Genomic DNA, 16,922 nt, shown 5'->3' with positions numbered 1-16,922 from the left:
CAAAAAATACCAAACAGGCCTGCACTATAGCCAGCGCCTGAACCGATCCTGCACAATCGCAATTTCTGTCAACCGTTCAAATTCCATGTTTCGCTACCTCACGCTCCCCGTTACCGATTTTGCGCAGAACTGTTCCCTGGTCTGGTGCGACCAGACGCTTCAAGCGGCAGTCATCGACCCCGGTGGCGACCTGGACCTGTTACTCGAAGAAGTGGAGCGGCTCGGACTGTCGTTGACGCAGATCTGGCTGACCCATGCACACATCGACCACGCCGGGGCTGCCGGTGAGCTGGCCGAGCGGCTGGCTTTGCCCATCATCGGCCCGCATCCGGCCGACCAGTTCTGGATCGACGACCTGCCCGGGCAAAGCAAAATGTTTGGGTTTCCACCGGCCAAAGCGTTCACACCAACACGCTGGCTCAAGGACGGCGATACCGTCACGGTTGGCGACTGCAAGCTGGTGGTGCGGCATTGCCCGGGTCACACGCCGGGTCATGTGGTGTTTTACTCACGTGAAGCCAAGCGTGCCTTTGTCGGCGATGTGCTGTTTGCCGGCTCGATCGGACGAACCGATTTTCCGCAAGGCGACCAGGACACGCTGATCGCCAGCATCAAACAGCGCCTGTGGCCGATGGGTGACGACACGGTGTTTATTCCCGGCCATGGCCCCGAGAGCACGTTCGGGCGGGAGCGGCGCAGCAACCCCTATGTGGCGGATCCCAGGTAAATGAAGTGCGAAAAAAAGCCCGGTCAGAGTCGGGCTTTTTGTGGGGGGCTAATTTGCAAACGCTACATCATGCCCAGCATGCGCGGGAACCAGGTGGACAAGGGCGGGTAGTAGGTCACCACCATCAGGAAGCACAGCATGGCCAGCAACCACGGCCACACCGCCACCGTGAGTTCGGTGATCCCCATCTTGGTGATACCCGAGGCCACATACAGGTTCAGGCCCACCGGTGGGTGGCACATGCCGACTTCCATGTTGACCACCATGATGATGCCGAAGTGCACCGGGTCGATGCCCAGTTTCATTGCCACCGGGAACAGGATGGGCGCAAAGATCAGCACGATGCTCGACGGCTCCATGAAGTTGCCCGCCAGCAGCAGCATCACGTTGACTGCCAGCAGGAAGCTGATCATGCCCAGGCCATTGCCCAGCATCCAGTCGGCCAGTGCCTGCGGAATGTTTTCGTTGGTCATGATGAACGAGAAAAGCACGGCGTTGGTAATGATGTACAGCAGCATGGCCGCCATGTTGGCCGAGTTGAGCAGCACCTTGGGCACGTCTTTGAGACCCATGTCCTTGTAGACAAATACAGCGACAAAGAAGGCATAGACCGCACTCATGGCCGCAGCCTCGGTTGGCGTGAACATGCCGCTGTAGATGCCGCCCATCACAATCACGATCAGCAGCAGGCCCCAGGCCGAGGCCTTGAAGGTTCTGAGACGCTCAGTCCAGCTCGCCTTGGGCAGGCGCGGGTAGTTGTACTTGTGGGCGCGATACCAGGTGACGCCACCCAGCACGCAGGCCAGTGCAATACCGGGCACCACGCCGGCCATGAACAGGGCGCCGACCGAGGTGTTGGTGGCCACCGAGTACATCACCATCACGATGGATGGCGGAATCAAGATGCCCAGGGCGCCCGAGGTGGTGATCACGCCGGCACCAAAGCTCTTCGGAAAACCAGCCTTGACCATGGCAGGCAGCAAGATCGAGCCAATGGCCACGACCGTCGCGGGTGATGAGCCTGACACCGCGGCAAACAGGGCGCAGGCCACGACCCCCGCCAGGCCGAGGCCACCATACCAGTGGCCGACCATGCTGGCGGCAAAGTTGATCATGCGTCTTGCCACACCGCCATGAGTCAGGAAGTTGCCTGCCAGAATGAAGAACGGAATCGCCATTATTTCGAACTTTTCAATCCCGGTAAATAGCTTGAGGGCCACAGACTCAAGAGGCACCTCGGTGAAACCAAACAAAAATGCCAGAACCGTCAGGCCCAGCGAAATCGAGATCGGCATGCCGGTGAGCATGAGCACCAGCAGCAAAATGAAGATGATGGCGGCATTCATTTGGCCACCTCTTCTTCAAGACCATCCACATGACCATGGTCATGGTGCGGCAGCTCGCCGGTTTTGATGAAGGTCACCATCACCTGCAAGAACCGGAAACACATCAGGCTGGTGCCCAGCGGCACGGCGCTGTAGACCATCCAGGTGGGCCACTCCAGGTCTGGCGTGGTGGGTCCTTCGGGAATGCCTTCAACCGACATGCCCAGGAGATTGAGCCAGTAATGGTGCGCCCCGTTGTCCCAGACAAAGGTCGAAGCCAGCACCGCCACGATACCCGTGAACAAGGCACCCGCGGCCAGACCGAAAATAACGAACTTGGCGCGCATCTTGTCATCCAGCCGGTTGATCAGAACATCAACGCCGACGTGAATACCGGTGCGCACGCCGTAGGCCGCGCCGAACTTGCACATCCAGACAAACATGATGATGGTGAGCTCCTGGGCCCAGCTCATGCTGAGCGACAGCAGCCAGTCCTGCACGCCGGGTATGGCCCACCCGGCGGCATAGCGGTGTACCACCGCCACAAAGATGATCAGCGTCGCGCCGCCCATCAGAAAGGTGACCAGCCACTCTTCCAGGTGATCAAGAAATTTCATGATTTGAACTCCGACGTAGCGTCTTCAATGCGGTGTAGGCCGTTAACCCTGCTTAAAGTGCAGTGGGGTCAAAACCAGTGGCTTTGTAAAAATCTTTCAATGTTTCTTTGCCCACGCGGTCAGCCATCTTGATGTGAACCGTTGCCATGGCTTTTTTCAGCACCATGCGTTCCTCTTTGGTTGGCGCATACACGGTGGTTTTGCCACTCTTTTTGACACCATCAAGCGATTTGTCGTTTTCGTCCTGCGCAATTTGATTGGCATAGATCGTGGCCTTTTTCATGGCATCTTCCAGTTGGCCACGTACGTCAGCGGGCAGGCCGTCCCAGAATTTCTTGTTGACAATGACCGCATAACCCAGATAGCCGTGGTTGGTCAGCGTAAGGTGCTTCTGCACCTCATGCATTTTTTGGGTGTAGAAGTTCGAAATCGGATTCTCGGTGCCATCGACCACACCGGTTTGCAGCGCTTGGTAAACCTCCGAGAAAGCCATCACTTGCGGAATTCCACCGACCGAACGGATTTGCTCTTCGAGAACCTTGGACGACTGGATGCGGAACTTCTTGCCCTTGTAGTCCGCTGGAGTCTTTAGCGCCGTGTTGGCAGAAAAAGCCTTGAAACCGTTGTCCCAGTAGGCCAGACCCTTGATGCCACGGGGCTCCAGCTTGGTCAGCATGGCGGCGCCGACCGGGCCTTGAGTGACCTTGTGCAGGTCGGCTGTGTCATCAAACATGAAGGGGAAGTCAAAGGCTTCAAATTCCTTCACGCCCAAGGGGCCGAATTTGGCCAGTGAAGGCGCCAGCATTTGCACCGAGCCGATTTGCAGGGCTTCCATTTCTTCCTTGTCTTTGTACAAGGCGCTGTTGGCATACACCTCGACTTTGACCTTGCCCTTGGTCAGCTCGGCAGCTTTTTCTGCAAAGTACACAGCTGCCTTGCCCTTTGGGGTGTCAGCCGCCACCACGTGGCTGAACTTGATGATGGTCTGGGCGCTGGCGCTTAAACCGACGGCCAGCAAAGCAGCGGCCAGGATGGTTTTCAATTTCATGAATGTCTCCAGTTGTTGAATCAATAAATACGAAGCGAGCGAAGGTTAACTTTGAACAGAACGCAGAACAACTGTGGCGTTCAACAGCTAGGGTTTACCCTATTTCTAGTGCAAGGCCTGTTGCAGTGCATTGATCCAGCTTGCGCCAATGCGGCTGGCTAATTGTTGCTGTACGGGTTTCACTGCCTCGCGCAGGCGTGTGCGCTGGCCCGTGTTCAGGATGTGGATGCGGGTGGTGCCCGCCTGACGCAAGGCTTGCAGCGCCTGGTTGTTCTGGGTGTCGGCAATTTGGTTGGCAAACGTCAGCGCTTGTTGCAGCGCCTGCTGAATCAGCTCGCGGTCGCCGGCCTTGAGATGCTGCCATAGGCGCTGGTTGGTCACCACCGCGTAGCCCAGGTAGCCATGGTCGGTCAGGCTCAAATCGCTTTGAACCTCGTGCATGGCCTGGGTCCAGAAGTTCGAGATCGGGTTTTCGGTACCATCGACCACGCCCGTCTCCAATGCACGGCGGGTGTCGCTAAAGGCCAGCGTGATCGGGCGCGCGCCCAAAGCGCGCATTTGTGCGGCAATCACGCGGGATGCCTGCACCCGCATGCGCAAGCCGGCAAAGTCTTTCGGTTCCAGCAGCGGCCTGTTTGCGCTCATCTGCTTGAAGCCGTTGTCAAAAAAACCCAGGCCCACCAGTCCCTGGCGTGGCAAGCCGCTCAGCAGGCGCAGGCCCAGCGGCCCCAAGGTGATGCGTCGCACGGCGCTCAAGTCATCAAACAAAAACGGCAGGTCAAACAGCTCAAATTCCGGCAGGCCGATGCGGCCAAACTTGGACAGTGATGGGGCCACCAGATCGACTGCGCCCAATTGCAGCGCTTGAATCTCGTCCTGATCCCCATAAAGCTGGGCGTTGGGAAACACCTGCACGCCGATGCGTCCGCCGCTACGCTGCTCGACCAGTTCCTTGAAGCGCCTGGCCGCCAGGCCCTTGGGGGTTTCTTCGGCCACCACGTGCGAGAAGCGCAGCGTGATGTCGGGTTTGATGGCACCAAAAACAGGTTTGGTCAGCGCCGTCGCGCCGGCCAGAGTAGCCAGCCAGGCTCGACGTGAAAGTGAAAACCGGGGCTGCCTGGCCATGGTGACTTCAGCCCTGTCCCCCGGACTTGGCGCTGTCTGCTGCCAAGCGGTCTTCGAGTTCGCCGATGTAGGCACTCAGCGAGTTGCCTGATTGCTCCACGCTGGTGCGCAAGCTGCTCTCCAGCGCGTCGAGTCGCGCCACCAGCGCCTGCTGTGTCGCCTTGTCCTGCTCGGCGTTTTGCTTCATGCCGGCCTCCAGAAAAGCGCGCAGTTCGGTAAACCGGGAGGCCTCGGCCTTGTCGGCCAACGCGCGGTTGGCTTGCAGCTCTTTGGCGTTGCGCCGCGTGTCCATCAGCACGTTGGACTGCAGGTAGAGCACGTACACCAGGCAATAGGCCACCATAAAAACCAGTAGCGCCAGCATGATCAATCCCAGCGGAGCTTCCAGGGTGGTGATGCCGAAGGACAGCGTTGTATTGGCCAAAAACACGTTCCAGTTGAGCGCCGTAAAAGCGCCAATGAGCGTGAGGACCAAAAGTAAAAGCAAACTGCGAATGCGCATGGGTAGCTCCTGAACAGAGATGGGTGGCAGGCTTGTTAGGGTACACCAAAGACTATCATGCGCACACGTAACCTGCCTGGTTGACCATGACCCAACCCCCTTTACCTGCTGCTGACCACACGCTTGACTTTGCCTTGCTGCAACAGTCGGCGGCGCGCCATGGCGGGCGCAACCGCCGCGCCCTGTGGTGGCTGCTGGGTTTGCTGGCCTTGTTATTGGGCTCGGTGGTGACACTGCTGCTGTACCTGAATAATTACGAAGCCGAGGATGCCACCCGCCGCCGTGCCGCCGACGCCCAATGGCTGGAGCAAAGCGTGCAGTTTCACTTCCGGCGGCTGGAAGATGATTTGCTGGTGTTGGCGCGTCAGGCGATGCAGACCCCGCATGCTGACCCTTCCTCGGCAAATGAGTCGCCTGAACTGAAAGCGGGGTTATTGTGGCGCGAGCAGGGGGTGATCCTGTCGAGCGGTTGGGTTCCTGCTGGCCAGTTGAATGACACGCCTGTCGGGCCAGCGCGTTGGCGAGCGGACTGGAATGCGCATCCTGAAAATGCACAAGGTCTGGCGCTGATGCAAGACCTCAGCCAGGGGTTGCGGCGCTCAGTCTATGCTGGTTTGATGCGTCACCGCGACGGCAAGACCACCGATGTGATTTGGCTGGCCGTGCCATTTTTTGACCGGGGCCAGTTCGCTGGAAACTATCTGGCGGCAGTGTCGATGGACCAGGCTTTGACGGCCATGGTGCCCGGCTGGTTCATGCAGGATCATCGTGTGCAACTGTTGCGTGACGATGCCCCGGGTGACACACCTGCGGCTTACCGGGTGGGATTGAATTTGCCGGGTACCGACCTGTTTGCGCAAGTGGACCAGACGCTAGCGCAGCCGACCACGGTGCCGCGAATATTCTTCCTGGTGGCCGTGCTGTTTTTGTCTGGCATGTTGGTGAGTCTGTATGCCTTGCGGCGCGATATTGTGAAGCGTCAGCAGGTGCAGGCCTTGTTGCAGGCGCAGGTGGCGCTGCGCACCGCCATGGAAAACTCGGTGACGATTGGCCTGCGGGCGTGGGACTTTGGCGGCAAGATTTTGTATGTCAACCACGCGTTTTGTCGCATCGTGGGTTATGGCGCAGCCGAGTTGATTGGTCGTTCGCCGCCATTTCCGTATTGGCCGGTTGAGCAAATCGAGGCCCTTGAGCGGGTTCATGACGGCATCATGGTGCAGGGCACCAGCGGCGAAGGCGTCGAGGTGCAGTTTCAGCACCGCGACGGTCACCTGATCGACGTGCTGATTCACGAAGCCCCGTTGAACACCGCAGCCGGTGAGCAGATCGGCTGGATGAGCTCGGTGCTCGACATCAGCGAGCGCAAGCGCGCCCAGCGCATGGCGGCTCAGCAGCAGGAAAAGCTGGAGGCATCCGGGCGCCTGGTGGCTGTGGGAGAGGTGGCATCGACGTTGGCGCACGAGCTGAACCAGCCGCTGGGAGCCTTGAGCAGTTTTGCCAACGGCCTGCTCAACCGTCTGCATGATGGCAGCATCAGCCTGCCTGAACTGTTGCCGGTGGTGGAGCGCATGGCTCGCCTGGCCGAGCGCGCCGGCGGCATCATCAAGCGCGTCAACGCCTTTGCGCGCCGGCGCGAGCTGTCGCGTCAGCGGCTCGACCTGGTGGCATTTTTGCAGCGTGTGCTGGCGCAACTGGGCGACGAGCACAGCGTGACGCCGGCCTGTGCCTTGCCAAGGCACGCGATCTGGGTTGACGCTGACGAACTGCTGCTGGAGCATCTGGTCAATAACCTGGTGGGCAACGCGCAGGACTGGGCCGCGCAGGCCGGCCAAAGGCCGCAGGTGTGGGTCGGCCTGCAACAGGAGGCGGCGCAACAACTGGCTGTGCTGACGGTGGCCGACACCGGCCCGGGCGTGAGCGAAGAGGCGCAGGCCACTATCTTCAACGCTTTTGTCAGCCGCAAGGAGGGCGGCATGGGTATGGGGCTGGCCATTTGCCGTTCGATCGTCGAAGCGCACCACGGCCGGATCGAAGTGGGCCGTGACCCGCTGCTGGGCGGTGCCCGTTTCACCGTGCTGTTGCCGCTGGCAGAATAGGCGCCAAAGAAGGAGACACCATGAGCCAGGCGCGCGTGCATATTGTCGATGACGACCCCGACATTCGGGACGGCCTGGCTTGGCTGTTCGATTCGCGCGGATTTCAAAGCGCCAGCTGGGACGGCGGCCCGGCTTTTCTGGCGGCGGCGCGCGCCCTGCAGGGCGACTGGGGCGAGGCGGTGGTGCTGATGGACATGCGCATGGCGCCGCTGTCGGGCACCGTTACCTTCCAACTGCTCAAGGCGCTAGGCTGTCCCTGGCCGGTGCTTTTCCTGACCGGCCACGGCGATGTTGGCAGCGCTGTGGCGGCGGTCAAGCAGGGTGCCTGGGATTTTCTGGAAAAGCCGTTCCAGGACAACGAGCTGGTGGACCGCGTGCAGCAGGCGCTGGCCGCCGCCACGGCCGCGCAGCAGGACGACGAGGAGGCGCGCCGCCTGCGCCAGGCGCTGGTATCTTTAAGCCCGCGTGAGCGCGAAGTGCTTGATGAACTGATCCGCGGCCATTACAACAAGAACATTGCCGACCATCTGGGCATCACGGCGCGCACGGTGGAGTTTCACCGGGCCAATATTTTTGAAAAGATGGGGGTCGATTCGGCGGTCGAACTGGCGCACAAAATCGGTCGTCTTCAGCCCATCGGGTAAGGGTGCGTTCACGGCACAATGCAGACTGTGCCTGAAAACGGCCGCAGTGCCTTGTGAATTTCGGAGGAAAAAAGACATGACCAAACCTATCAAACCCATCAAACGCATTGCCATCAACACCGGCGGCGGCGACGCACCCGGGCTCAACGCGGTGATCCAGTCGGTGGTGATTGCCGCCGCCAACCGTGGCTGGGACTGCTTTGGCATTCGCGACGGCTTCAACGGAATTTTGTTTCCCGAGCGCTACTCGGAAGGTGGCGTGAGCCGGCTCACGCGTGACCGGGTGCGCGGCATCGGCCACTTGGGCGGCACCATTTTGGGCACCACCAACAAAGGAAATCCGCTGCACTTTCCGGTCAACATGCCCGATGGCAGCGTGCGCGAGATCGACCGCTCCGACGAGATCCTGGCCTACTTTGCCACCCACGAGATCGATGCGCTGGTGTCAATTGGCGGCGACGGCTCGCTGACCATTGCCAACGCGCTGCACCAGAAAGGCCTGCGCGTGGTGGGCGTGCCCAAGACCATCGACAACGACCTCGACAAAACCTTTACTACCTTTGGCTTTGACACTGCGGTCGGCTTTGCCACCGAATGCCTGGACCGCCTGCATAGCACCGCCGAGAGCCACCAGCGCGTGATGGTGGTCGAGGTGATGGGCCGCTACGCAGGCTGGATTGCGCTGCACACAGGTATTGCCGGCAACGCGCACGCCATCCTGATCCCCGAAATTCCTTTTGACCTGGACAAAATCGCCGCCAAGCTGCGCGCCCGCGACAGCGAGGGGCGCCTGTATTCGATCGTGGTGGTGGCTGAGGGCGCGCAAGCCAAGGACGGCCACCGCGAGTTGCTCGCGCCTGCCGAACAGGGTCATGCCGAGCGTCTAGGCGGCATGGGTGAGCGCATCGCCAGCGCGCTGGCCGAGCGCACTGGCAAGGACGCGCGCGTGGTGGTGCTTGGCCACCTGTTGCGCGGCGGCAGCCCGACCTCGTTCGACCGGCTGTCGGCGCTGCGCTTTGGCGCCGCGGCGGTGCGCGCGCTCGACGAAGGCCAGAGCGGCATCATGGTGGCGCTGGGCTTTCACGGGGTCGATTACGTCGCGCTCGAAGAGGTGGCCGGCCGTATGAAAGCCGTGCCGCTGGACTGCGACACCCTGCAAACCGGGCGCGACCTGGGGATTTGCTTTGGCGATTGAGGGCGCGCCCCTGCTGGTGGCGTGCCTGTGCGCCGAATGGTGCCATGTGTGTTGCGACTATCGGCACAGCTTTGCGCAAGTGAAGCTTGCCATTCAGGCAGATCACCCGCAGGCGCAGTTCATCTGGCTCGACATCGAAGACGAGGCCGACCTGCTGCACCCGCTGGATGTGGATGACTTTCCCACGCTGTTGATTGCCGTGGGCGATGCGCCGCGTTTTTTCGGACCGCTCATGCCCCAACCGCAAACCCTGGAGCGATTGGTGCGCAGCGCCGCAAGCGAGACCTCGGCCAAGGCGCTGGCTGACCCGGTCTTGATCGCGGCAGTGGCGCGCATCCGGGCGCAGCGGCTGGCAGACTTACCCGCGCGATCTTGACCTTGGATAACCGTCAGGCCTGGGGTTTTTCAAGCAAAAAGCGCCCGAGCGTATCACCGGACACCAAGGCCACGCCCTGCGCAGCGGCAAAACGGCTGGCGGTCTCGCTCACGGGGCTCAGGCTGATGTAGCTGCATTGCTGCGCCTCCCGCGCTGCTTTGGCAGCCAGCAGATCGCGCAGTGCATCGACGCCATGGTTGGCGGCTTTCCAGCGCTTGCAGCTCACCAGCATGACGCGGCCACCCTTGACCAGCAGGAAGTCTGCCGCCGGGCTGTCGAGCCGTGTCACCGTGTAGCCCTGCCGGGTAAATGTTTGCGCAATCAACGCCGAAAAATCGCGCCACGACATCGCGCCCGCCTGCGTCAGCATGTTTGCCACATGGGCCGCGCTCGGGGCGTGCCATTGTTTGCGCGCGGCCAGGATGCCGATGACCAGGAACGGAAAGCCGCCCATCACGCCAAAGCCCACGTAGGGCTCGGGCAGCAGGGCAACCGACAGCAGCGCGATCACCGCCATGATGGCCATGCTGATCCACCACCGCGAGCGCAGCAAAATCGCGAACAGCGAGTTGTCGGACATTTTCAGTTTCATGGGGCTGGCTTGTTTTTAGCGTCTGGTTCGGGAATGTGTGATCGATTCCGGGTGATCAAGTCATCCCTTTAAACCCTGGTTTCGAGCGGCTCCAGAGCGGTGCCAAACTTCTCGCGCAAGGGCTCGTGGCCCAGCGGGGGGAAATCAACCAGGGTCTCAGTGACCTTGCGGTCGGGAATCTGGTCGAGCAGGTGGCGAATGAGCGTGAGGCGGCCGGCGCGCTGGTCATTGAAGTCCACCAGCGTCCAGGGCGCAAATTTGGAGTGGGTGGCTTTCAGCATCGCGTCACGCGTCTGCCCGTATTCAGCGTATTTTTCCCGCGCTTTCACATCGATCGGGCTGAGTTTCCAGCGCTTGAGCGGGTCGGCCAGGCGCTCGGCAAAACGTTCTTCCTGCTGCATCTGGTCCACCGTCAGCCAGTACTTGAACAACAGAATACCGTCGTCCACCAGCATCTTCTCAAACGCCGGTGCCTGCTTCAAAAAGTCTTTGGTCTGCTGTTCCGTGCAAAATCCCATGACACGTTCCACACCCGCACGGTTGTACCAGCTGCGGTCGAACAGCACCATTTCGCCAGCCGCGGGAAGGTAAGGCACGTAGCGCTGAAAATACCACTGCGACTGCTCGCGCTCGCTGGGCTTGGCCAGCGCCACGGTGCGGCACTGGCGCGGGTTCAAGGTGTCGGCGATGGCAGAAATCACGCCACCCTTGCCAGCCGTGTCGCGCCCCTCGATCACCACCATCAGACGCTTGCCTGTGTGCACCAGCCAGCGGGCCAAGTCATTGAGCTCAAGCTGCAGCGGCGCCAGCTTTTCGAAGTAATCGTTTTTGCCCAGTGTGCCGGGCTTGCCATTTTTGGATTTTTTCATGGCTACATCGTAACGGAGCCTGGATTCGGCGTGTGCAGCACCACTGTACCCTTGGGCGTTTTCAGGGTGGCGACCAGGTCGGCCGGGCCGGTTTCAATGACGACCCCGGTGAGCCCGATGGCTTCATACGCGGCTTGCAGCTTGTCGGCGCTGGGGTGTGTGATGGCCAGGCTTTGCAGCGACACGCCCGAACGCGGCAGGCTGTTGCGCGGGTGCAGGCGCAGCGGCTCGGCGTCCTCGGGCTTGCCCCATTGGATCAGGCTTGGCAGCGCGCCGTTGAACAGGCGCTGGCCGTCCTCGCGCACGGTGATCTGCCATTGCAGCAGGCCGCGACGCGAATGGCGGCTGGCGTGCACCGCGGGGCCGCGCTCGATGCCATGTGCTTTCAGGGCGATGCGGGCGGCCTGGATGTCGTGGGTGTTGGCGACAAAGTGCACCAGACGCGGCTCAACGGCAACCGCCGCTTGCAGCGCCGCGTCGTCCATGTCGAACCAGCGTTTGCCGGTTGCGTTGACGGGACGTTTGGCGGACGGGTCGATGGCGATGATTTCAAAATACGCCAATGGGTGCGTCGGCGTGGCAATCTTGAACAGGCGGTTGTGGGTGCCGTACTGCGCGTGCTCTCCGCCAGACGCTGGCGTCACGCCCAGCGTGGCTTCGCACCATTGCACGCCTTGGGCCAGGGTTTGGGCGACGACGACCAGGTGATCTATTTGAGTTTGCATGGCCGAACCATACCATTGACGGGTTGCGCGCAAGGGCTGCCAGAGTTTGGTATAAGTTGCGCTGCACCACCAACCTGAACCCGGGCCTCAGCATGACCGATACACCGCACAAACTCAAAGACACGGGCCTCAAGGTGACCGGACCGCGCCAGACCATTCTGGCGCTGTTCCAGAGTGCCGTGCAGCGGCACATGAGCGCGGAAGACGTTTACAAACTGCTGGTGAGCGACAACACCGCCATTGGCCTGGCCACGGTGTACCGCGTGCTGACGCAGTTCGAGCAGGCGGGCATCCTGAGCCGCAGTAATTTTGAAAACGGCAAAGCGGTGTTTGAGCTCAACGAAGGCAAACACCACGACCACATTGTTTGCATGGACTGCGGCCGGGTCGAAGAGTTCTATGACGCCGAGATCGAGGCGAGACAGCAACACATCGCCAAAGCCAAGGGCTTCGACATCGAGGACCATTCGCTGAGTCTGTATGCCCATTGCAGCAAAGCCGCCTGCCCATATAAGAAATAAACCGCACGACTAAATACTAATGAGAATGATTCGCATTTGAGATATACTGACGCCTGTTTCCACTCGCGGAGTTTTTCATGGTTCGGTTTTTCGGCAAATTTCCCCTGGCGCTGCTGGGCTTGAGTTGGTGCATGGCGCAGGCCGCGCAACCCGAATTGAATCTTTACTCGGCACGCCATTACCCCACCGACGAGGCGCTGTACAGCCAGTTCACGCAGGCCACCGGCATCAGGATCAACCGGGTCGATGCTGATGACGCCGGCATTCTGGCGCGCCTCAAGGCCGAGGGCAGTGCGTCGCCGGCGGATGTGATTTTGCTGGTGGATGCAGCGCGGCTGTGGCGCGCCGAGATCGATGGCCTGTTCCAGCCCGTCAAGTCCAAGGTGCTCGAAGACGCCATTCCCGCCAATCTGCGCGCCAAACCGGCTAACAACGGCGGCACGCCCTGGTTCGGCTTGTCCACCCGCGCGCGCATTCTGGTTTATGACGAACGCAAGGTCAGCGCAGCCGATATCGACAGTTACGAGAAACTGGCCGATCCCAAACTCAAGGGCAAGCTGTGCATGCGCTCGGGCTCGCACCCCTACAACCTGAGCCTGTTCGGCGCCATGACCGAGCACCTCGGCCCTGCCAAAACCGAAGTCTGGCTCAAGGGCCTGGTGGCCAACATGGCGCGCTCGCCCAAGGGCGGCGACACCGACCAGATCAAGGGCGTAGCCTCCGGTGAATGCGCGGTCGCCGTCACCAACTCGTACTATCTGGCGCGTTTGATGCGATCAAGCAAGCCCGAAGACCAGGCGGTGGCCAGCAAGGTCAAGGTGATGTTCCCGAACCAGTCCAGCTGGGGCACCCACGTCAACATTGCCGGCGGTGCCGTGGCGCGTTATGCCAAAAACCCTGAAAACGCCATCAAATTCCTGGAATACCTGGTCAGTCCCTCGGCGCAAAGGCACTTTGCCGATGGCAACAACGAGTGGCCGGTCGCCAAGGGCGTGCAGTTTGCCAACCCGGCCCTGCAGGCCATGTCGGGTGGCAGTTTCAAGCGTGAACTGGTGCCGATCAGCGCCGTCGGCATGAACCAGATCAAGGTGCAGCAAATGCTCGACCGGGTGGGATTCAGATAAATTGTGCTGCAGTCATGAGGCCTGGGTGGGGATGCGGCGTGCCACAATTCAAACCGGCTTGACCACAACAACCAAGGAACCCCATGAGCCTATTTGACTGGACCGAAAAGAGCCCTGACATTCTGCGCCAAGGCGGCGTGATTGCCCCCGACGAACGCCTGCCCTGGCCGCAAACCGCGGTGATGGGCATGCAGCACGTGATTGCCATGTTTGGCGCGACCGTGCTGGCGCCCATTCTGATGGGCTTCGACCCCAATCTGGCCATTCTGATGAGCGGCATCGGCACGCTGATCTTCTTTTTCATTACCGGTGGCAAGGTACCCAGCTACCTCGGTTCCAGCTTTGCCTTCATTGGCGTGGTGATCGCGGCCACGGGCTACGCGGGCCAGGGCCTGAACGCCAACATGGGGGTGGCATTGGGCGGCATCATCGCCTGCGGTGCGCTCTACACCGCGATTGGCTTGCTGGTGCAGGTGTCGGGCACCGGCTGGATCGAAAAGCTGATGCCCCCGGTCGTGACCGGCTCGGTGGTGGCCGTGATCGGCCTGAACCTGGCGGGCGTGCCGATCAAGAACATGGCGGCCAGCAACTTCGACAGCTGGATGCAGGCTGCCACCTTCATCTGCGTGGCGCTGGTGGCCGTGTTCACCCGCGGCATGGTACAGCGCCTGCTGATTCTGGTCGGCCTGCTGGTCGCCAGTGTCTTCTACGCCCTGCTCACCAATGGCCTCGGACTGGGCAAGCCGATGGACCTGAGCGGGCTGTTCAACGCGGCCTGGTTCGGCATGCCCGGCTTTGCCGCCCCGGTGTTCGATTCCAAAGCCATGCTGATGATCGCGCCGGTAGCCATCATCCTGGTGGCTGAAAACCTCGGCCACATCAAGGCCGTGACCGCCATGACCGGCAGAAACCTCGACGTCTATATGGGCCGCGCTTTCATTGGCGACGGTGTGGCCACCATGGTCAGCGGCAGCGCCGGCGGCACCGGTGTGACCACCTATGCCGAGAACATCGGCGTCATGGCGGCAACCAAGGTGTATTCGACCGCCATGTTTTTGGTGGCGGCGCTGCTGGCTGTGGTGCTGGGCTTCTCGCCGAAGTTCGGCGCCGTGATCCAGGCTATTCCGCTTCCGGTGATGGGGGGTGTCAGCATCGTGGTGTTCGGCCTGATTGCGGTGGCCGGCGCGCGCATCTGGGTCGAGAACAAGGTGGATTTTTCTGACAACAAAAACCTGATCGTGGCCGCCATCACCCTCATTTTGGGCACCGGCGACTTCACCCTCAAGTTCGGCGATTTCGCGCTGGGTGGCATCGGTACCGCCACCTTTGGTGCTATCGTGTTGTACGCGCTGCTGAACCGTCGCGTGGCCTCGAACTGACTCGGGAAAACAGCAGACATTCGCGGCGAGGGCGCCGCTCCAACAGAGGCCACGGGACTTTGTCTTTGTAGGAGCGGCGCCCCGCCGCGAATGTCTGTCAGGTTCCGGTTCGTCCGGCTTGGGTGAACCCTATTTCACTTTGCCCAGGGCCTGGCGAAACTCCTCCAGCCGGGCCTCGTAGTCGGCGGCGTCGCCGTAGTCCAGAAACCGGTTGTAACGTTCATGCGTGCCGAGGATCTTGTGGGCATGCTTGATCGGGCAAAAATAGGCTTCGGTGCGGGCCAAAATCTCGCGCATGTAGCCCATCAGCCCGTTGCCGTAGTCGCAGTAGAAGCAGTGGAATTTCTCGATGAAATTGAGGTACTCCAGCTGTGCGCGGTCAAACACCAGGTAGTCGCTGCGGCGCACCTTGGTGATGCCGTAGATCGGAAAACAGCTCCACTGGTAAAAGCTCACGCATAGGTCCAGCAGCATAAGCGGCACGATCATGCTGTAAATGATCGGGCCGGTGATCAGGTTCTGTGGCCGGTTGGTGACCAGCCAGCGAAAGAAGTTGGTCTTCAGCTTGCGGTGCGCCGCCTTGATCGAGTCCTCGAACTCGACACGCTTCCCATTGATCTGAAAAAGCATCCGGCTTTCCTGCGCATGAACGGCCTCTTTCAGGTCGGCCTCCAGTGCAGCCATCTGCGCCAGCAACTCGTTGATTCGATCGTTCATGGTGCTTACCTGGTCGCGGCGGTTTAAACGGCGGCCAGGGCTTGGGCCAGGTCGGACAGCAGGTCGTCAATGTGCTCGATGCCAATCGACAGGCGCACCGCGTCCTCTGAGATACCAGATTTGGCCAGCTCGGCCGGTGACAACTGGCGGTGCGTGGTGGAAGCCGGGTGCGTGGCCAGCGACTTGGCGTCGCCAATGTTGACCAGGCGGGTGAACAGCTGGAGGGCATCCAGAAAGGCGGCGCCGGCCACCCGGCCTTGGCCTGGCTGGCACTTGACGCCAAAGGTAAACAGGCCAGAAGCCTTGCCGCCCAGGTATTTCTGCGCCAGGGCGTAGTCCGGGTGGCTGGGCAAACCCGCGTAGCTGACCCAGGCCACCTTCGGGTGGGATTCCAAATACTGCACCACCTTGAGCGTGTTGTCGTTGATACGGTCCATGCGCAGCGCCAGTGTCTCGATGCCCTGCAAAATCAGAAACGCGTTGAACGGCGACAGCGCCGCGCCGGTATTGCGCAGCGGCACCACGCGGGCGCGGCCAATGTAGGCGGCCGGGCCGAGGGCTTCGGTATAGACCACGCCGTGGTAACTTTGGTCGGGTTCGTTCAAGCGCTTGAATTTGGCCTTGTGCTCCGCCCAGGGGAACTTGCCGGAGTCGATGATGGCGCCGCCAATGCTGTTGCCGTGGCCACCCAGATATTTGGTGAGCGACTGCACCACGATGTCGGCACCGTGCTCGATCGGGCGCAGCAGGTAAGGTGTGGCCACCGTGTTGTCCACGATCAGCGGCACACCATTGCGGTGGGCCACTTCTGCGATGGCGGCAATGTCAGTCACCCGGCCCTGCGGGTTGCTGATGGATTCGATGTACACCGCTTTGGTCTTGTCATCAATCAGGGCTTCAAGTGCCGCCAAATCGCCGGGGTCGGCAAAGCGCACCTCAATGCCCGAGAGCGGAAAGGTGTGGGCAAACAGGTTGTAGGTGCCGCCATAAAGCGCGTTGCTGGCCACGATGTTGTCGCCCACTTCGGCGATGGTCTGGATCGAATAGGTGACCGCTGCAGAACCCGATGCCAATGCCAACCCGGCGATACCTCCTTCAAGTGCCGCCACGCGCTGCTCCAGCACGTCATTGGTCGGGTTCATGATGCGGGTGTAGATGTTGCCCGCCACCTTCAGGTCGAACAGGTCGGCGCCATGTTGGGCGCTGTCAAAGGCATAGGCCACGGTTTGGTAGATCGGCACCGCCACCGATTTGGTGGTGGGGTCGGGGCTGTAACCCGAGTGGACGGATTTGGTTTCGAATTTCCAGGACTGGGACATGGAAGGCTCCTGAGGGGTGAG

General features: G+C 60.9%; 18 protein-coding genes. 8 read left to right on the top strand and 10 right to left on the bottom strand.

Annotation, left to right across the window (positions count from 1 at the left end):
* Positions 1–85 precede the first annotated feature (85 nt).
* Positions 86–727, top strand: a complete 642-nt coding sequence (locus PHF15_RS13770; RefSeq protein WP_300121880.1) for an MBL fold metallo-hydrolase — start codon at positions 86–88, stop codon at positions 725–727.
* Positions 728–789: 62 nt separating this feature from the next.
* Here the strand turns inward: PHF15_RS13770 and PHF15_RS13765 are convergent, their stop codons facing one another.
* From PHF15_RS13765 to PHF15_RS13745, 5 genes are all read right to left on the bottom strand, one after another.
* The gene (locus PHF15_RS13765) at positions 790–2,073 is read right to left on the bottom strand and encodes a TRAP transporter large permease subunit (RefSeq protein ID WP_300121879.1); all 1,284 of its coding nucleotides are present in this window, start codon (positions 2,071–2,073) and stop codon (positions 790–792) included.
* Positions 2,070–2,669 (bottom strand): TRAP transporter small permease, encoded by a 600-nt coding sequence (locus PHF15_RS13760; protein WP_300121877.1) that lies wholly within the window; start codon positions 2,667–2,669, stop codon positions 2,070–2,072. Before PHF15_RS13760 ends, PHF15_RS13765 begins: the two co-directional genes overlap by 4 nt.
* A 52-nt stretch (positions 2,670–2,721) precedes the next feature.
* Positions 2,722–3,717, bottom strand: a complete 996-nt coding sequence (locus tag PHF15_RS13755; protein WP_300121875.1) for a TRAP transporter substrate-binding protein — start codon at positions 3,715–3,717, stop codon at positions 2,722–2,724.
* Positions 3,718–3,822: 105 nt separating this feature from the next.
* A complete protein-coding gene (locus tag PHF15_RS13750; protein ID WP_300121873.1) occupies positions 3,823–4,842 on the bottom strand; it encodes a DctP family TRAP transporter solute-binding subunit in 1,020 nt (339 codons plus the stop codon).
* Between the two features lie 7 nt (positions 4,843–4,849).
* Positions 4,850–5,344: a LapA family protein gene (locus PHF15_RS13745; protein WP_300121872.1), complete on the bottom strand. Its 495-nt coding sequence runs from the start codon at positions 5,342–5,344 to the stop codon at positions 4,850–4,852.
* Positions 5,345–5,430: 86 nt separating this feature from the next.
* On the opposite strand from PHF15_RS13745, the gene PHF15_RS13740 reads away from it, so the two are divergent.
* The 4 genes from PHF15_RS13740 (at position 5,431) to PHF15_RS13725 (ending at position 9,655) form a co-directional block, all read left to right on the top strand.
* Positions 5,431–7,440, top strand: a complete 2,010-nt coding sequence (locus tag PHF15_RS13740; RefSeq protein WP_300121870.1) for a PAS domain S-box protein — start codon at positions 5,431–5,433, stop codon at positions 7,438–7,440.
* 20 nt (positions 7,441–7,460) lie between these two features.
* Complete coding sequence (locus tag PHF15_RS13735; protein ID WP_300121869.1) at positions 7,461–8,084, top strand: response regulator; 624 nt, start codon at positions 7,461–7,463, stop codon at positions 8,082–8,084.
* A gap of 76 nt (positions 8,085–8,160) precedes the next feature.
* The gene (locus PHF15_RS13730) at positions 8,161–9,279 is read left to right on the top strand and encodes an ATP-dependent 6-phosphofructokinase (RefSeq protein WP_300121868.1); all 1,119 of its coding nucleotides are present in this window, start codon (positions 8,161–8,163) and stop codon (positions 9,277–9,279) included.
* Positions 9,269–9,655 (top strand): thioredoxin family protein, encoded by a 387-nt coding sequence (locus PHF15_RS13725; protein ID WP_300121867.1) that lies wholly within the window; start codon positions 9,269–9,271, stop codon positions 9,653–9,655. Before PHF15_RS13730 ends, PHF15_RS13725 begins: the two co-directional genes overlap by 11 nt.
* Before the next feature lie 13 nt (positions 9,656–9,668).
* On the opposite strand, the gene PHF15_RS13720 is transcribed toward PHF15_RS13725, so the two are convergent.
* The 3 genes from PHF15_RS13720 to PHF15_RS13710 form a co-directional block, all read right to left on the bottom strand.
* On the bottom strand, positions 9,669–10,247 hold the full coding sequence (locus PHF15_RS13720; protein WP_300121866.1) for a restriction endonuclease: 579 nt from the start codon (positions 10,245–10,247) through the stop codon (positions 9,669–9,671).
* A 68-nt stretch (positions 10,248–10,315) separates the two neighbouring features.
* A complete protein-coding gene (ppk2, locus tag PHF15_RS13715) occupies positions 10,316–11,116 on the bottom strand; it encodes a polyphosphate kinase 2 (RefSeq protein WP_300121864.1) in 801 nt (266 codons plus the stop codon).
* Positions 11,117–11,118: 2 nt separating this feature from the next.
* Positions 11,119–11,841 carry a VOC family protein gene (locus PHF15_RS13710; protein ID WP_300121863.1) on the bottom strand — a complete coding sequence of 241 codons (723 nt, stop codon included), beginning with the start codon at positions 11,839–11,841 and terminating at the stop codon, positions 11,119–11,121.
* A gap of 92 nt (positions 11,842–11,933) precedes the next feature.
* On the opposite strand from PHF15_RS13710, the gene fur reads away from it, so the two are divergent.
* The 3 genes from fur to PHF15_RS13695 all read left to right on the top strand — a co-directional run bounded on the left by fur (position 11,934) and on the right by PHF15_RS13695 (position 14,865).
* Entirely contained in the window at positions 11,934–12,362 is a 429-nt protein-coding gene (fur, locus tag PHF15_RS13705) for a ferric iron uptake transcriptional regulator (protein WP_300121861.1), read from the top strand.
* Between the two features lie 131 nt (positions 12,363–12,493).
* Positions 12,494–13,486, top strand: a complete 993-nt coding sequence (locus tag PHF15_RS13700) for an extracellular solute-binding protein (RefSeq protein WP_300121896.1) — start codon at positions 12,494–12,496, stop codon at positions 13,484–13,486.
* A gap of 83 nt (positions 13,487–13,569) precedes the next feature.
* Positions 13,570–14,865, top strand: a complete 1,296-nt coding sequence (locus PHF15_RS13695) for a solute carrier family 23 protein (RefSeq protein ID WP_300121860.1) — start codon at positions 13,570–13,572, stop codon at positions 14,863–14,865.
* Positions 14,866–14,994: 129 nt separating this feature from the next.
* Here PHF15_RS13695 and PHF15_RS13690 read toward each other — a convergent pair whose 3' ends face one another.
* A complete protein-coding gene (locus PHF15_RS13690; protein WP_300121859.1) occupies positions 14,995–15,582 on the bottom strand; it encodes a hypothetical protein in 588 nt (195 codons plus the stop codon).
* Positions 15,583–15,605: 23 nt separating this feature from the next.
* Complete coding sequence (locus PHF15_RS13685) at positions 15,606–16,901, bottom strand: aminotransferase class I/II-fold pyridoxal phosphate-dependent enzyme (protein WP_300121858.1); 1,296 nt, start codon at positions 16,899–16,901, stop codon at positions 15,606–15,608.
* Positions 16,902–16,922 lie beyond the last annotated feature (21 nt).

This window comes from Rhodoferax sp., assembly GCF_028689295.1.
Lineage (GTDB): Bacteria > Pseudomonadota > Gammaproteobacteria > Burkholderiales > Burkholderiaceae_C > Rhodoferax.
Note: the sequence above shows the minus strand (reverse complement) of the source record. Positions and strands in the feature narration are given on the sequence as shown.

Bases quoted from the DNA above. Each gene is read 5' to 3' on its own strand.
- PHF15_RS13770 (WP_300121880.1), top strand. From the start codon at position 86: ATGTTTCGCTACCTCACGCTCCCCGTTACCGATTTTGCGCAGAACTGT.
- PHF15_RS13765 (WP_300121879.1), bottom strand. From the start codon at position 2,073: ATGAATGCCGCCATCATCTTCATTTTGCTGCTGGTGCTCATGCTCACC.
- PHF15_RS13760 (WP_300121877.1), bottom strand. From the start codon at position 2,669: ATGAAATTTCTTGATCACCTGGAAGAGTGGCTGGTCACCTTTCTGATG.
- PHF15_RS13755 (WP_300121875.1), bottom strand. From the start codon at position 3,717: ATGAAATTGAAAACCATCCTGGCCGCTGCTTTGCTGGCCGTCGGTTTA.
- PHF15_RS13750 (WP_300121873.1), bottom strand. From the start codon at position 4,842: ATGGCCAGGCAGCCCCGGTTTTCACTTTCACGTCGAGCCTGGCTGGCT.
- PHF15_RS13745 (WP_300121872.1), bottom strand. From the start codon at position 5,344: ATGCGCATTCGCAGTTTGCTTTTACTTTTGGTCCTCACGCTCATTGGC.
- PHF15_RS13740 (WP_300121870.1), top strand. From the start codon at position 5,431: ATGACCCAACCCCCTTTACCTGCTGCTGACCACACGCTTGACTTTGCC.
- PHF15_RS13735 (WP_300121869.1), top strand. From the start codon at position 7,461: ATGAGCCAGGCGCGCGTGCATATTGTCGATGACGACCCCGACATTCGG.
- PHF15_RS13730 (WP_300121868.1), top strand. From the start codon at position 8,161: ATGACCAAACCTATCAAACCCATCAAACGCATTGCCATCAACACCGGC.
- PHF15_RS13720 (WP_300121866.1), bottom strand. From the start codon at position 10,247: ATGAAACTGAAAATGTCCGACAACTCGCTGTTCGCGATTTTGCTGCGC.
- ppk2 (WP_300121864.1), bottom strand. From the start codon at position 11,116: ATGAAAAAATCCAAAAATGGCAAGCCCGGCACACTGGGCAAAAACGAT.
- PHF15_RS13710 (WP_300121863.1), bottom strand. From the start codon at position 11,841: ATGCAAACTCAAATAGATCACCTGGTCGTCGTCGCCCAAACCCTGGCC.
- fur (WP_300121861.1), top strand. From the start codon at position 11,934: ATGACCGATACACCGCACAAACTCAAAGACACGGGCCTCAAGGTGACC.
- PHF15_RS13700 (WP_300121896.1), top strand. From the start codon at position 12,494: ATGGCGCAGGCCGCGCAACCCGAATTGAATCTTTACTCGGCACGCCAT.
- PHF15_RS13695 (WP_300121860.1), top strand. From the start codon at position 13,570: ATGAGCCTATTTGACTGGACCGAAAAGAGCCCTGACATTCTGCGCCAA.
- PHF15_RS13690 (WP_300121859.1), bottom strand. From the start codon at position 15,582: ATGAACGATCGAATCAACGAGTTGCTGGCGCAGATGGCTGCACTGGAG.
- PHF15_RS13685 (WP_300121858.1), bottom strand. From the start codon at position 16,901: ATGTCCCAGTCCTGGAAATTCGAAACCAAATCCGTCCACTCGGGTTAC.